Source organism: Acidovorax sp. AC410, assembly GCF_979253235.1.
Window position 1 is genome coordinate 1,595,943 of the sequence record NZ_CEEDCG010000001.1, and the last position, 15,465, is coordinate 1,611,407.

Annotated in this window: 8 protein-coding genes; 4 read left to right on the forward strand and 4 right to left on the reverse strand. The window is 67.6% G+C overall.

Going from position 1 to position 15,465, the window contains the following annotated elements; genetic code table 11:
- Nucleotide 1: 1 nt before the first annotated feature.
- The 3 genes from secD to AC0IZS_RS07475 form a co-directional block, all read right to left on the reverse strand.
- Nucleotides 2-1,888: a protein translocase subunit SecD gene (gene secD / locus AC0IZS_RS07465; protein ID WP_471635048.1), complete on the reverse strand. Its 1,887-nt coding sequence runs from the start codon at nt 1,886-1,888 to the stop codon at nt 2-4.
- Nucleotides 1,889-1,972: 84 nt separating this feature from the next.
- Nucleotides 1,973-2,308, reverse strand: a complete 336-nt coding sequence (yajC, locus tag AC0IZS_RS07470) for a preprotein translocase subunit YajC (protein ID WP_057200655.1) — start codon at nt 2,306-2,308, stop codon at nt 1,973-1,975.
- A 301-nt stretch (nt 2,309-2,609) separates the two neighbouring features.
- Entirely contained in the window at nt 2,610-6,185 is a 3,576-nt protein-coding gene (locus tag AC0IZS_RS07475) for an indolepyruvate ferredoxin oxidoreductase family protein (RefSeq protein WP_471635049.1), read from the reverse strand.
- 188 nt (nt 6,186-6,373) lie between these two features.
- Here AC0IZS_RS07475 and AC0IZS_RS07480 point away from each other — a divergent pair, with 188 nt between their 5' ends.
- From AC0IZS_RS07480 to AC0IZS_RS07495, 4 genes are all read left to right on the forward strand, one after another.
- The gene (locus tag AC0IZS_RS07480; RefSeq protein WP_471635050.1) at nt 6,374-6,856 is read left to right on the forward strand and encodes an Lrp/AsnC family transcriptional regulator; all 483 of its coding nucleotides are present in this window, start codon (nt 6,374-6,376) and stop codon (nt 6,854-6,856) included.
- 352 nt (nt 6,857-7,208) lie between these two features.
- A complete protein-coding gene (locus AC0IZS_RS07485; protein WP_471635051.1) occupies nt 7,209-10,124 on the forward strand; it encodes a DUF2339 domain-containing protein in 2,916 nt (971 codons plus the stop codon).
- The gene (locus tag AC0IZS_RS07490) at nt 10,121-11,596 is read left to right on the forward strand and encodes a DUF3999 domain-containing protein (RefSeq protein WP_471635052.1); all 1,476 of its coding nucleotides are present in this window, start codon (nt 10,121-10,123) and stop codon (nt 11,594-11,596) included. The genes AC0IZS_RS07485 and AC0IZS_RS07490 overlap by 4 nt, the downstream gene beginning before the upstream one ends.
- Nucleotides 11,597-11,684: 88 nt before the next feature.
- Entirely contained in the window at nt 11,685-13,388 is a 1,704-nt protein-coding gene (locus AC0IZS_RS07495) for an MFS transporter (RefSeq protein ID WP_471635053.1), read from the forward strand.
- A gap of 21 nt (nt 13,389-13,409) precedes the next feature.
- Here AC0IZS_RS07495 and AC0IZS_RS07500 read toward each other — a convergent pair whose 3' ends face one another.
- Complete coding sequence (locus AC0IZS_RS07500; protein ID WP_471635054.1) at nt 13,410-15,419, reverse strand: DUF3482 domain-containing protein; 2,010 nt, start codon at nt 15,417-15,419, stop codon at nt 13,410-13,412.
- Between the last annotated feature and the right edge of the window lie 46 nt (nt 15,420-15,465).

The following is a 15,465-nucleotide window of genomic DNA, read 5'->3' on the forward strand; positions in this document are numbered from 1 at the left end:
CTTAGTTCGTTTTGGCCACAGCGGTATCGGCGTCCGGCTTCCAGATCTGGCCGATCGATACGCTCTTGAGCTTCTTCTGGCGCCCGTACCACAGGTTCACCAGACCACGCGAGAAGAACACGGCCGAGAACATGCTGGTCAGGATGCCAATGCAATGCACCACGGCAAAGCCGCGCACCGGGCCGGAGCCGAAGGCGAGCAGGGCCAAGCCGGCGATCAGGGTGGTCACGTTGGAGTCCAGAATCGTCGCCCAGGCGCGCTCATAGCCCGCATGGATGGCCGCCTGCGGCGACAGGCCGGCGCGCAGTTCCTCGCGGATGCGCTCGTTGATCAGCACGTTGGAATCGATGGCCACGCCAATGGCCAGCGCCATGGCGGCAATGCCGGGCAGCGTGAGCGTGGCCTGCAGCATGGACAGCACAGCCATCAGCAGCAGCACGTTGACCCCCAGCGCAATGCTGGAGAACACGCCGAACAGCATGTAGTAAAAGCACATGAAGGCCGCGATGGCCGCCAGGCCCCAGACCACGCTGTGGATGCCACGCTCGATGTTGTCGGCACCCAGGCTTGGGCCGATGGTGTATTCCTCGATGATCTCCATGGGCGCGGCCAGCGAACCGGCGCGCAGCAGCAGCGCCGTGTCGTTGGCTTCGGCCGTGGTCATGCGGCCCGAGATCTGCACCCGGCCGCCACCGATCTCGCTGCGGATCACGGGAGCCGTCACCACTTCGCCCTTGCCCTTTTCGAAGAGCACGATGGCCATGCGCTTGCCGATGTTCTCGCGCGTGATGTCGCGGAAGATGCGCGAACCCTTGGCGTCCAGTGTGAGGTTCACGGTGGGCTCCTGGGTCTGGCCGTCGAATCCAGGCTGGGCATCGGTCAGGTTCTCGCCGGTCAGGATGACCTGCTTCTTGACCACCACGGGCTGGCCGTTGCGCTCGGGGTAGCGCTCGGAGCCGAACGGCACCGGGCCCCGGCCCGATTCAGCGGCGCGGGCCTCGGTGCCCTCGTCGACCATGCGCACTTCCAGCGTGGCCGTACGGCCCAGGATGTCCTTGGCCTTGGCCGTGTCCTGCACGCCGGGCAGTTGCACCACGATGCGGTCCAGCCCCTGCTGCTGGATCACGGGCTCGGCCACGCCCAGTTCGTTGATCCGGTTGTGCAGCGTGACCATGTTCTGCTTGAGCGCCTGCTCCTGCACGCGGCGCGTGGCCTCGGGCTTGATGGTGGCGCGCAGCTTGAACTCACTGCCGTCCGGCACGCTGGTGCTCACCAAGTCGGGAAACTGGTCGCTGATGAGGTTGCGCGCCGCCGTGAGCGTGGCTTCGTCGCGCAGGCGCACTTCGACGGCCTGGCCATCGCGGCTGATGCCGCCATGGCGGATGTTCTTGTCGCGCAGCAGGGTGCGCAGGTCGCCGGCATACGACTCGGCCTTCTTGGTCAACGCGGCCTGCATGTCCACCTGGAGCATGAAGTGCACACCACCGCGCAGGTCCAGGCCCAGGTACATGGGCATGGCATGGATCGAGGTCAGCCACTTGGGTGACAGCGAGAACATGTTCAGCGCCACCACGTAGGAAACGTCGGACTCATTGGGAACCAGGACCTTCTGGATCGCATCCTTGGCCTTGCCCTGGGTCTCTACCGAGTCGAGCTGCGCCCGCACGGAATTGCCTTCCAGGCTCACCGACACCGGCGTGATATTTGCCGCCTTGAGCGCCTCTTCCACGCGCTCCAGTACGGAGGTGTCCACCTTCACGGCAGAGGGTTTGGCGGACGACACCTGCACGGCAGGCGCCTCGCCGAAGAAATTGGGCAGGGTGTACAGGGTCCCCACCAGCAGCACGATCACCAGGATCGCGTACTTCCACACCGGATATCGGTTCATGATCGCGCTCTTGCCTCTTGGAAAGCTTCAGGGGGCGCCGCCCTTGCAGGCCGGGACGCCCCGGATACAGGGGGCTTGAAGGCCTTACTTGACCGAGCCCTTGGGCAGGACCTGCACCACGGCGCTGCGCTGCAGTTGCACTTCGACGCCGCTGGCGATCTCGATGTGCAGGAAGCCTTCGCTCAGGCGCGTGACCTTGCCCACGATGCCGCCTGCGGTCGCCACCTCATCGCCCTTGGCGATGGCGTCGATCATGGCGCGGTGCTCCTTCTGCTTCTTCATCTGGGGGCGGATCATGACGAAATACAGCACCACGAACATCAACACCAGCGGCAGCATGCCGGTGAGCGAGGACATCATGTCACCACCGCCCGCAGCGGCGGCGGGAGCGGTCTGGGCAAAAGCGGAAGAAATAAACACGGACGAAACTCCACAACGGATGGTCAAAACACACTGAAAACCGCCTGCAGCGAGCGCCAAGGCGCGCGCTGGGCGCAACAGGACATTGTATGCGGCCCCTTGCCACGCCCCCAAGGGGTATGACCCAAGCCGGCAGCGGGTGTTTGTTGCCTGCCACCGCCCTGCCGGGCATCGCTACCGCAACCTCCAGCGCAATGGCGTTTCTAGCAAGCCAGCACTGGAGTTGAAGCTACATTCCTGATAGCAAAAAGCCCGCGCAAGCGCGGGCTCTTCGAAAAAGGTGCGGCCATGCCGCCCAACTTCAAGCGGCCTGGCGCTCGGCCCGCACCGCTCCACCCTGGCGCCACTGGGCCATCAGGCCGTCCCACTTGGGACGGGCCGCAGCCAGGTGGCGCTCCTTCACATGGCCGTAGCCACGGATGTCTTCGGGAATGCGCGCGATCTCCACGGCCAGCGCCAGGTTGTCGGCGTTGAGGCCCTGCAGCAGCTCATCGATGCAGGTGCGGTATTCCACGATCAGCGCGCGCTCCATGCGGCGCTCTTCGGTGCGGCCGAACACATCGAACGCGGTGCCGCGCAGACCCTTGAGCTTGGCCAGCACGCCGAAAGCGCTGCGCATCCAGGGGCCGAAGGGCTGCTTGACCAGTTCGCCACGGTCGTTCTTCTTGGCCGTCATGGGCGGCGCGAGGTGGTGCACCAGCTTGTAGTCACCTTCGAACATGTTCGCGATCTTGTCCGTGAAGGCCTTGTCGGTGTGCAGCCGCGCCACCTCGTACTCGTCCTTGTAGGCCATGAGCTTGAACAGGTAGCGGGCCACGGCCTCCGACAGGCGGGTGCCGGCACCCAGCTTGCCCTCGGCGGCACGCACCTTCTCCACGAAGGCGGTGTACTCGGAGGCATAGGCGGCGTTTTGGTAGCCCGTGAGGAAGTCCACGCGCTTGGACAACATCTCGGTGATGGACGGCTTCTTGACGAACTCGATCACCTGCGCGGCCTTGAACAGCGACTGCACGGCCTGGAGGTCGTGGGCGCAGCGGCGGCCCCATTCGAACGCTGCCTTGTTGTTGTCCACCTGCACGCCGTTGAGTTCCATGGCGCGCATCAGCGAGGCGAACGTCAGCGGCACGCGGCCCTTCTGCCAGGCATAGCCCAGCATCAGCGGGTTGGTGTAGATGCTGTCGCCCAGCAATTGGGTGGCCACCTGCTCGGCATCGAAGCTGCCCACCCCACCGGCCCCCACGGCCGCCGCGATGGCGCTGTCGCAGTTGGCGCCCGGGAACTGCCAGTTGGGATTGGTCACGAAGGCTGCGGTGGGCGTGCCGTGGGTGTTGAGCGCCACGAAGGTGCGGCCCGGCTGCATCACGGCCAGGGTGTACTTGTGCGCCGCGACGATGGAATCGCAGCCGATCACCAGGTCGGCCTTCGCGGTATCGACCTTGGTGGTGTAGATGGCCTCGGGCCGGTTGGCGATCTGGATGTGGCTCCAGGTGGCGCCGCCCTTTTGCGCCAGGCCGCCGGCGTCCTGGGTGATGACGCCCTTGCCATCGAGGTGCGCGGCCATGCCCAGCAGCGAGCCGATGGTGATCACGCCCGTGCCGCCCACGCCGCCGACCACGATGCCCCAGGCCGTCTCGGCCACGGGCAGGACGGGATCCGGGATGGCCGGCAGGCTGGCCAGATCGCCCTTCTTTTCCTTCTTGGGCTTCTTGAGCTTGCCGCCCTCCACCGTGACGAAGCTCGGGCAGAAGCCATTCACGCAGGAGTAGTCCTTGTTGCAGGTGCTCTGGTTGATGCGGCGCTTGCGGCCGAATTCCGTCTCCACCGGCTCCACGCTCAGGCAGTTGGACTTGGTCGAGCAGTCGCCGCAGCCCTCGCACACCAGGTCGTTGATGACCACGGTCTTGTCCGGCGTGGCCAGGGTGCCGCGCTTCCTGCGGCGGCGCTTTTCGGTGGCGCAGGTCTGGTCGTAGATGATGACCGTGCAGCCCTTGATCTCGCGGAACTGGCGCTGCAGCGTGTCGAGCTCGTCGCGGTGGTGCACCGTCACACCCTCGGCCAAGGCCACGCCGTCGTACTTCTGCGGCTCGTCGGTGACGATGATGAGCTTGACCACGCCTTCGGACTTGAGGCTGTTCATGATCTGCAGCACCGAGTGGCCTTCGGGCCGCTCGCCCACCTGCTGGCCACCGGTCATGGCCACGGCGTCGTTGTAGAGCACCTTGTAGGTGATGGTGGTGCCCGCGGCGATGCTCTGGCGAATGGCCAGCAGCCCGCTGTGGAAGTAGGTGCCGTCGCCCAGGTTGGAAAACACGTGCTGGTCGGTGGTGAACGGGGCCTGGCCCACCCAGGTCACGCCCTCGCCGCCCATCTGCGTGAAGGTGGAGGTGTTGCGGTCGGGCATCCAGTTGGCCATGTAGTGGCAGCCGATGCCGGCCACGGCGCGCGAGCCCTCGGGCACGCGGGTGCTGGTGTTGTGCGGGCAGCCGCTGCAGAACCAGGGCGCGCGCTCGCCCGTGTCCACCTTGAGCTCGGCCATGCCGCGCTCGCTGGCCTCGATGACGGCGATGCGCGAATCCATGCGCGCGATGATGTCGCTCGACACGCCGAGCTTCTTGAGGCGCTTGGCAATCGCCTTGGCGATGATGGCCGGCGTCAGGTCGGCCTTGGCACGCAACAGCCAGTTCTGGCTGGGGTTGGGCATGGACCATTCGCCGCCGGTGGCATCGCCCTCGGGCTCGTCGAACTTGCCCAGCACGTGGGGGCGCACGTCCGAGCGCCAGTTGTACAGCTCTTCCTTGAGCTGGTATTCGATGACCTGGCGCTTTTCCTCGACCACCAGGATCTCCTGCAGGCCCTGCGCAAAGTCGCGCGTGATGGTGGCTTCGAGCGGCCAGACCACGTTGACCTTGTGTACGCGGATGCCGAGCTGCCGGCAGGTGTCGTCATCCAGGCCCAAGTCCACCAGGGCCTGGCGTGTGTCGTTGTAGGCCTTGCCGCTGGCGATGATGCCGAAGCGGTCGTTCGGGCCTTCGATGACGTTGTAGTTGAGCTTGTTGGCACGCACATAGGCCAGGGCCGCGTACCACTTGTAGTCCATGAGGCGCGCTTCCTGCTCCAGCGGCGCATCGGGCCAGCGGATGTGCAGGCCGCCCGGCGGCATCACGAAGTCCTCGGGCATCACGATCTTCACGCGGTCGGGGTCGATCGAGATGCTGCTCGACGACTCGACCACTTCCTGAATGGTCTTCATGCCCGACCACACGCCCGAAAAGCGGCTCATGGCAAAGGCGTGCAGGCCCATGTCCAGGATTTCCTGCACGCTGCTGGGAAAGAACACCGGCGTGCCACAGGCCTTGAAGATGTGGTCGCTCTGGTGCGCGGCCGTGCTGCTCTTGCTGATGTGGTCGTCGCCCGCAATGGCGATGACGCCGCCATGCTTGGCCGTGCCGGCCATGTTGGCATGCTTGAACACGTCCGAGCAGCGGTCCACGCCCGGGCCCTTGCCGTACCAGATGCCGAAGACGCCATCGAACTTCTTGCTCTGCGGGTACAGGTCCAGCTGCTGCGTGCCCCAGACGGCCGTGGCGCCGAGTTCCTCGTTCACGCCGGGCTGGAAGACGATGTTGTTCGCCGCCAGGTGCTTCTTGGCGGCCCACAGGGACTGGTCGTAGGTGCCCAGGGGCGAGCCCCGGTAGCCGCTGATGAAGCCGGCGGTATTGAGCCCCGCCATCGCATCGCGCTGGCGCTGCAGCATGGGCAGGCGCACGAGGGCCTGCACCCCGCTCATGAAGGCCCGGCCACTGTCTAAGGCGTATTTGTCATCCAGAGTGACGGTCTCTAGGGCCTTGCGGATGTGCTCGGGCAGTGGGGCGTTCATGGCTATGTCTCCAATGGCTTTTTTGTGGGGTACGCCCCTTGTGAGGGCGGTGTTCACGGCCGCGCCGCACGTTGAGTGCAGCGCCTCCAATGTGAGATAAGTGTATGCCTGCTACGCTGATAAGTCTTTGCGTTGTGTGCCGTATTTGAGCTATTCTGAGAAAGGATCTTTCTCAAATCGGCCATTTTGTGAACACTCTCGACAAATTCGACATCGCCATCCTCAACGAGCTGCAGACCGATGCCCGGCTGACCAATGCCGAGCTGGCCCAGCGCGTGGGCCTGTCGGCCGCGCCGTGCTGGCGCCGCGTGCGCGCGCTGGAGGAAGAAGGCTTCATCAAGGGCTACCGCGCAGAGATCGACCGCAACAAGATCGGCCTGGGGGTGCTGGCCTTCGTGCGCCTGGACGCCGACCGCAGCACGGGCAACCTTACGCGCGAGATGGAAGACGCGATCGCCAAGATCCCCGAGGTCGTGGCCTGCCACTACATCAGCGGCACCGGCACCTTCGAGTTGCAGGTGGTGGCGCGCGACCTGGAGAGTTTTTCGCAGTTCGCGCGCAACGTGCTGCTCAACCTGCCGAATGTGAAAGACATGCACACCAGCTTCTCCCTGGGCGAAGTCAAGGCCAGCGGGGCGCTGCCGCTCACGCACCTGGCCCGGACGAAATGATGATGCTACTGATTTTGTAGCAAATTGCGCTTGATGGAAATGCGCCAGGGCCTATTTTTGCCGTCGGGGCTGACATGCCGCTGCGCACAGGGCTGGGACGCTGCCCGATGCCCTGCAAGGTAACAAGGCGTTCGGGCGTGGACTCACCACAGGGTGTGCTGTATAAGCCTGCGACGCCACAGCACAACCACCGCGGAACCACTCAGCTGCCGCGCGCACCCTCTCCACGACCGGGGCGCTTTGTCGCAATGCTCAGGGGTTGCGCGTTGGCCGGTGGGGCTAAAAATACGATGGCTTCTTTGGTACAGGCAGGCCGCCTGTCGAAGGAAGTCCCAAAGAGGGAGCGAGCGGCATGATCATCTGGGGCATTTTTTGGGGCGCGGTGCTGGGTTCGTGGTTTGGCGGCCATGGCGACTTCGGACCGTTCGTCGGCGCCATCCTGGGCTTTTTTGCCGGGCTGTCGTTGCGCTGGGCGGTGCGCTCCGCCATTCGTACCGAGTTGCAGGCGCAGGCCGCGAAGGCTGTCGCCCCGCCCGCTGCGGCGGCGCACGCGGTGCCCACGGCCGAAGACCGGGCACAAGTGGCCTCGCCCTCACCGCCTCCCCCGCCGGTGACCCTGGACAAACGCCCGGACGCGGACGATCCGTTCTGGACTGGCGAACTCACGCCGCACGGCCTGCCGCCCGTCCCGACCTCGGCCTCAACCTCGGCTACGGTGCCTCCCCGCCCCGATGTACTTCGCCAGCCCGCCCCACCCAACCCCTTGGAGCAGGCCGTGCTGGCCGCCAGGAACTGGCTGCTGGGCGGCAACGCCATCGTGCGGGTAGGCCTGGTGATTTTGTTCATTGGCCTGTCCTTCCTTGCGCGGTATGCCGCTTCGGCCGGGCTGTTGCCGGTCGAATTGCGCCTGGCCGCGGTCGCAGCTGTGGGCATTGCGCTGCTGGTGGTGGGCTTTCGCAAGCGCGCTGACAAGCCCGCTTTTGCGCTGGCCCTGCAGGGCGGTGGCGTGGCGGTCATGTACCTCACCGTGTTTGCCGCCTTCCGGCTCTACGGGCTGCTGCCACCGCTCTATGCCTTCGGTCTGATGATCGCGGTCTGCGCGGCCAGCTGCACGCTGGCGCTGATGCAGGACTCGCGCGCACTTGCCGTGGCTGCGTTTGCGGGTGGCTTTGCCACACCCATCCTGCTGTCCACGGGTCAGGGCAGTCATGTGGGCCTGTTCAGCTACTACACCCTGCTGAACCTGGCCATTCTCTTCATTGCCCACAAGCGCTCCTGGCGCATGCTCAACGTGGTGGGCTTTGTCGCCACCTTTGGCGTCGCCTCGGCATGGGGTGCGCTCAAGTACCAGCCCGAGAACTACGCCAGCACGCAGCCCTTCCTTGCGGGCTTTGTGCTGATCTACCTTTGTGCTGCCATCCTCTATGCCCGCAACACCCCCACCAAGCTGGGCAATGCCGTCGACACCATGCTGGTATTCGGTACGCCGCTGGTGGGTTTTGGTCTGCAGGCCGGGCTGGTACAGCCTTTCGAGCTGGGCGCCGCCTTCTCCGCAATGGCCTTTGCCGCGCTGTACCTGGTGACAGCGACAGTATTGGCGCGTCGCGCGCTGGACAGCTGGCGCCTGCTCGTCGAATGTTTCATTGCCGTTGGCGTGGGCTTTGCCACACTGGCCGTGCCGCTGGCGCTGGACGCTCAATGGACGTCTGCGGTCTGGGCGCTCGAAGGCGCAGGCGCTTTCTGGGTGGGCATGCGCCAGGCCCGCTGGATGCCGCGCGCCTTCGGGCTTGTGCTGCAGGTCGTGGCCATGCTGGCTTTCCTGGGCAGCACCTCCAGCATCTCGCCGCTGCCGCTGCTCAACCCCGCCTTCCTGGGCGCGTTGCTGATCGCGCTGCCCTCGCTGCTGCTGGCCTGTTGGCTGCGCCAGCCGCTGCCGCACAGCGGCTCGGCCTGGGCCCGGGGTTATGCGGGTCTTGAGGCGCGGCTGTCCAACCCGGCCTATCTCTACGGCTTTGTGTTCTGGTGCCTGGCCTGGCTCATGGAAATCACGCGGCGTGTGCCCGGCCTGGAAGCGGGCCAGTGGCCCATGTCGGTGTTCTCCGAACAGGTGACCGGACTGCTGGCCATGCTGGCCGTCGTGCTCAGCGCCGCGCTGTCGATGGTGCTGGGCCTTCGCATGCACTGGGCAGTGGCTACCTGGCCGGCGCGCGGCACCATTGCCGTGCTGGCGCTGGGGTTGGTCGTGCAGGTGGCCGACGGCTACCGCGTGCTCGCCACCCCCGCCTGGGCCGTGTGGCCCATCGTGCTGGCGCTGCATGTGTGGATGCTGCGGCAGACGGACCGCCTGCAGGTGGCGGCCGATGTGGATGGCAAGCCGGGTGCTCCCACCTCGCTCGTTGCCTGGTTCCATGCCGCCACAGCGTGGCTCGTGACTTTGCTGCTGGCCGACTGCCTGTGGTCCGGCATCGGCAAGGCTGAGCTGTGGCGTACCTCTTGGGCCGGTGTGGTCCTGCTGGTCAGCGCCATTGCGGTGTTGATGCTGCTGGCGCTGTGGGCGGGTCGTGGCAACCGGCTGGCAGCGCGTGCAGCACTGCCTTGGCCGCTCAACCCGCATGCCGAGGCCTACTACTGGCTTGCGGCCCTGCCCCTGGCGGTGATGGTGTTCTGGGGCGCGCTGTCAGCGGCAGTGCATTCGTCGGGCCACACCGCGCCGCTGCCCTACATTCCACTGCTCAACCCCACCGACCTGACGCTCGCGCTCGCGTTGGGCGGCCTGGTGTTCTGGCGGCGGGTACTGCTTTCGGCGCTACCGCTCCCGGCCCGCTCGGGCTGGGTCACCGGGCGCCATGCGCTGCTGGCGTTGGCGCTGCTGGCTTTCATCGTGATCAACACCGTGTGGTTGCGTGTGGCCCACCACTTCTTCGGCGTGCCCTGGGGTGCGTCGGCGCTGTTCGACAGCTTCGTGGTGCAGACCGGTTACGCCATCCTGTGGACGCTGCTGGCGCTCAGCATGATGGTGTTGGCGCACCGGCGCCTGCAGCGGCCCTTGTGGCTGCTGGGCGCGGGCCTGCTGGGCGGGGTGGTGGTCAAGCTGCTGCTGATCGATTTGTCCAATGCCGGCGGTGCCGAACGCATCATTGCCTTCATCGCCGTGGGCGTGCTCATGCTGGTGGTGGGCTACTTCGCGCCGTTGCCGCCCAAGGCGGCTGCCCGCGCGGAGCCTGCTGCGCCGCCGCTGGTGCCATCGCAACAAGAAACACTCCCATGAAGCCTGTCGCTCTGAACCTGCCCCTGGCGCTGGCCGCTGCCGCCCTGTCCTTGTGTGCCGGTGCGGCCCACGCGGTGACCGATGCCAGCAAGCCTGCGGCCTACGCCATCCGCATTCCCGTGACGCTCGCGGCCGATGCGCCGCTGCAGCGCATGCTGCTGCCCGCCGAGGTGCTGGTGCGACTGCAAAGCCCGGGCTACGCCGACCTGCGCCTTTTCAACGGCCCGGGCCAGCCCGTGCCCATGGCACTGGCCGGTGTGGCGGCGGCCAGCGCCCCCGAGGAGTCGGTGACCTTGCCCGCTTATCCCATCCTGGGCGCTGCCAGCGCGGGGACGGCAGGGCTGGAAGGCCTGTCGCTGCGCATCGAAGAGCGCCAGGGCCAGCGCGTGGTGCAGATCGACAGGGCCGGCACAGCAGGTCCTGCAGCCACACAAACCGTGCGGGGCGCGTTGCTCGACGCGCGCGATGTGCAACTGCCCGTGGCCCGCATGGCCCTGGACGCGGATCTGCCAGCAGGCCAACCCGTGACGTTCCAGGTGCAGGCCAGCAAGGACCTCAAGCACTGGCACCCATTGGCCGAGACCGTGCTGTACCGCGCCGACGCTGCGATGGCACCCACGGCACCAGGCCGCCTGGGCAGCGAGCAGATCGACCTGCAGCGCGCCGACCTCAAGGACCACTACCTGCGCGTGACCTGGGGCGACGCTGCCGTGACCTTGCGCGGCGTCAAGCTGGCTACCTCGACCAAAGCGGGCCCGCGCGAGCGCGTCAGCGCCAGCATGGCGGTGCCGCCACTGGGCAACAACCCGCGTGAGCTGGTGTTTGCGCTGCCGTTTGCTACGCCCGTCGCCGCGCTCCAGATCAAGCCGCCCGGCAACAATGTGCTGATCCCCGTGCGCGTGCTGGGCCGCAACCACCGCGAGCAGCCCTGGTCGCCGCTGGCGAGCGCGGTGGTCTACAAGATGACCATGGGAGGCAAGGAGCAGGCCAGCGGCCCCATCGAGCTGGGCGGCGCCTCGGTGCGCGAGATCAAGATCGAAGCCGACCCCAAGACCCCCGGCTTTGCCGCCGCGCCCGAGTTGGCGCTGCAGTTCGAGCCCGCGCAGCTGGTGTTCCTGGCCAGCGGGCAAGGGCCCTTCACACTGGCGGCTGGGCTGCCCGGCGCCAGCGCGGCGGCCAGTGCCTTCCTGCCCCTGGCCAGCCTGGTGCCGGGCTACCAGCCCGCTCAGGAGAACCAGTTGCCCATGGCGCTGGCCGATGTAGCGCGGGCCGACATCACCGGTGGCAAGCCCAAAGACGGCGCGCTGGTGCCTGCTGCAGCCGCCAGCAGCGGCATCTCCACGCGCAGTGCCGTGCTGTGGGGCGTGCTGCTGGCAGGCGTGGGGGCGCTAGCGCTCATGGCCTGGCTGCTGCTGCGGCAGACCAGGCGGGCGGGCAACCACGCACTGGCTGAGCCCACCGATGCGGTGTGAAGGTGTGCTGGGGGAGGAGACAGGCCTGCAGTCGGCTATTTGGCGCTGACCCAGCACGGCCACTCCAACCGTCGCACAATAGGGGGGCATGCCACCATTGCCGTCCCACGAAAGCACGCGCAGCGTCGCACCCGAACCCGCCCCCACCAACGTGAGGGCCGGCACTGCGCAGGGAACGACAGAAGAAGCCACAGCCGCCCAGCCCGGTCCGACGGCCGAGCAGCGGGCCTCGCTGTCCACCCTGGCGCCACTTTCGGTGCCCGTGTTCCGCATGCTCTGGCTGACCTGGGTGGCGGCCAATACCTGCATGTGGATGAACGACGTGGCGGCCGCCTGGCTCATGACCTCGCTCACCACCTCGCCGATCCTGGTGGCGCTGGTGCAATCCGCCTCCACCCTGCCGGTGTTTCTGCTGGGCCTGCCCAGTGGCGCGCTGGCCGACATTCTGGACCGGCGGCGCTACTTCATGGCCACGCAGTTCTGGGTGGCCGCCGTGGCGCTGGTGCTGTGCGCGACCGTGCTGGCCGGTGGCATGACGGCACCACTGCTGCTGGCGCTGACGTTTGCCAACGGCATCGGGCTGGCGATGCGCTGGCCCGTGTTCTCCGCCATCGTGCCCGAACTGGTCAGCCGCGCCCACCTGCCTGCGGCCCTGGCCCTCAATGGCATCGCCATGAATGCCTCGCGCATCATCGGCCCGCTGGTGGCCGGCGCCATCATCGCCAGCGCCGGAAGCGCCTGGGTCTTCGTGCTCAACGCCGTGCTGTCGGTGGGCTCGGGCCTGGTGATCATGCGCTGGAAGCGCGACCACGTGCCCAGCCCGCTGGGCCGCGAGCGGCTGCCCAGCGCCATGCGTGTAGGCCTGCAGTTCGTGCGCCAGTCGCCGCGCATGCGTGCCGTGCTCTGGCGCATCTCCATATTCTTCCTGCACGCCACCGCGCTGCTGGCCATGCTGCCTTTGCTGGCCAAGGGCCTGGAGGGCGGCGGGGCGGGCACCTTCACGCTGCTGCTGGCGTCCATGGGCGCCGGCGCCATCGTGGCCGCGATGTTCCTGCCGCGCCTGCGCCAGGCCATGCCGCGCGACGTGCTGGTGCTGCGCGGCACCCTGCTGCAGGCGGCGGCCACCGCCGTGATGGCCGTGGCCCCCAATGTCTACGTGGCCGTGCCCGCGATGCTCGTGGGCGGCATGGCCTGGATCACCACGGCCAACTCGCTCAGCGTGTCGGCCCAGCTGGCGCTGCCCAACTGGGTGCGGGCGCGCGGCATGTCCATCTACCAGATGGCCATCATGGGCTCGACCGCCCTGGGCGCGGCCGTGTGGGGCCAGGTGGCCACGGTCACCAGCGTACACACCAGCCTCGCGCTGGCCGCCGTCACGGGCACTATCGCCATGGTGGTCGTGCAGCGCCTGGTGGCCGACCGCAGCATCGAGGAGGACCTGAGCCCATCCCAGGCCTTCAAGGCCCCTGTGGCGCCCACCCCGCCCGAACGCGGGCATGTGGTGGTCACCATCGAGTACGTCATCGACCCCGCGCGCGCCACCGACTTTCGCGCGCTGATGCAGGAAAGCCGCCGCAGCCGCCTGCGCCAGGGCGCGCTCTCGTGGCAGCTGCAGCACGACATCGCCGACCCGGCGCGCTACGTGGAGCAGATCGAGGACGAATCCTGGACCGAGCACCTGCGCCGCTTCGACCGCGTCACCGCCTCAGACGTCGCCCTGCGCGAACGCAAGCTGGCCTTCCACCTCGGCGACGCCCCACCCGTGGTCTCGCGCTTCGTGGTGGAGCGCTGATCTCTCGGTCTGCTTGCGGCGCTATGCCCCGCCCTGCGCAGCCGGCCCGAAACTGCGCCGCAGAACCCCCAGCAGCATGGAGCGCAGCAGCGGCAGCAAGGGGTCGGCCGGGGCAGGCCCGGCTTTGAGCGCCCCATCCAGGGCGGCCCCGTGCACGGCCACGGTCGCCGTCACCTCGGCACGCCAGCGTTCTGCGAGCTGCGCAGACTCCTGCACCGGCACGCGGGCCTGGTGCGCGATGACCAGGTAGCGGGTGCAGGCCGCTTCTGCCACATGCAGCAACACCTCCTCGGCCGCGCCCTTCTTCTGGAAACTGCGCAACACCCAGGCGGTGGTGCCGCCGAGCAGCGCCCCCAGGGCCGTGCCGGCCCCCAGCGTCATGCCGCCAGAGCCTATGTCGATCAGCGCTCCAACCTTGGCACCCGCCGCAGCGCCTGCGGCGGCGCCGGCGGATGTTCCAAGGACCATCGCCGTTCCATCCGCTTTGCGCGCTGGCACCCCGTGGGGGCCAGAAGGCGCCGGCCCTTGTGGCACGGCACCATGCCCATGGAGCGACCACAGCACGGCATCAAGCGCCTGCACCTGCTGCGCATAGCGCGCGGCGTGGTCATTCGCGCCCCCACCCGCGCTGAGGCTGGCACCAGCGCGCAGGTGCTGCGCCAGGGCCTGCAGCGATGTTTCAAAGCGCTCTTCATTGCGCGCCACCCAGGCTTGGCGAAGCCTCCCCAACGCCGGTTGGTGCCGGGGCAGCAAGGCGCCCAGGCGTTCGAACAGCGCGGGCTCCAGCACCCAACTCTCGGCGAACTCCTGCCAGCGCAGTACCAGCACGGGCGCTGCCTGCCAGGCAGGGGGAATAGGTGCGCCACCCGGCACGCTGCCCCAGGCCAGTACCGCATCGACCGGCTGGCTGTCGGCGGTGCCGGCGGCGTCAACGAAGCGAAGGCGATCACCCTGCGCACTGTGTACCACTCCCTGCTGCGCATGCCAGGCCACAATGCCATGCAGGGCGGTGGCTTGCGCGGCGTCCGAGGACTGCAGCCCGACAAGGATGTCGCTCGGCATCCCCTGGCGCACCGTGTCGAAGGCACTGTCCTGCGGGTCGATGCGCAATGAGCGCGTCAGCCGGGCCTGCTGCCAGCGCGCCCAGGCCACCAGGGCCAGCCGAGGCAGCACCACGACGAGGGCCAGCAAGCCCACGTACATCCACACCCAGCGGCTGCCTGCGACGCCTTCGCCCGCAAAGTCCTGGGTGGCGGCGATGTCCTGCAGCGAGAACGGGGCCAGGCCGACCAAAGCGGTGAGCGGCCAGAAAAGCACCGTGACGATGGCGTGCACATGCCCGGCATCGAGGAAGGTGCTTTCCCAGCCGAACTGGTAGCGAACGACCAGACCCCGCAGCAGCAGCGAGGACGCGATGCCCGCTGCCCAGGCCGCCGCACACAGGTGCAACACGCCCGAAGTGCGCTGCTCGAAGAGTCCTGCGGTGTGAGCGAACCATCGCTGATGGAATTGCGCCGCGATGCGGGCCGTCAGGCTCCGCCGCCCCGCGCGTGCGCTGGGCGCGCGTACCCAGTGGCACAACGCCGGCATCGCCCGCTCGCCATCGACCGGTGGACGCGCGGCACGGTAGGCGAGCAAGCAATACAGGGCCAGGTTCCAGGCAAGCACCAGCAGCAGCGGCGCCGAGAGCAGGTCCACGCGGTGAGCGTTGGCGATGCGGTCAATGGCCAGCCCCAGCAGCAGGGCGGCCAGGGGCAGGGCGCGGGCCAACCACTGCAGGCGCACACTGGGCCGCTCCAGCGCCGCAATGGCGGTGTCCCTGCCGCTGGCACGCGCGACGATGGCGGCAGTCCGGTCGAGCACAATGTCGCCCACATCCACGCGCTGCACGCCACGCTCGCGGGCCGCAGCGACGGCGCTGCGTGTGGCATCGTCGATCTCGGCCTGACCGATGAGCGTGCGCTCGGTGTCGACATGCTCAATCGCCTGGGCCAGCACCACAGTGCGCAGTTGCTGCTCGGTCACGCGCATGCCGCTTTATCCCCCTTGGTTGGACCGGGGCAAGGCATGGAGATGC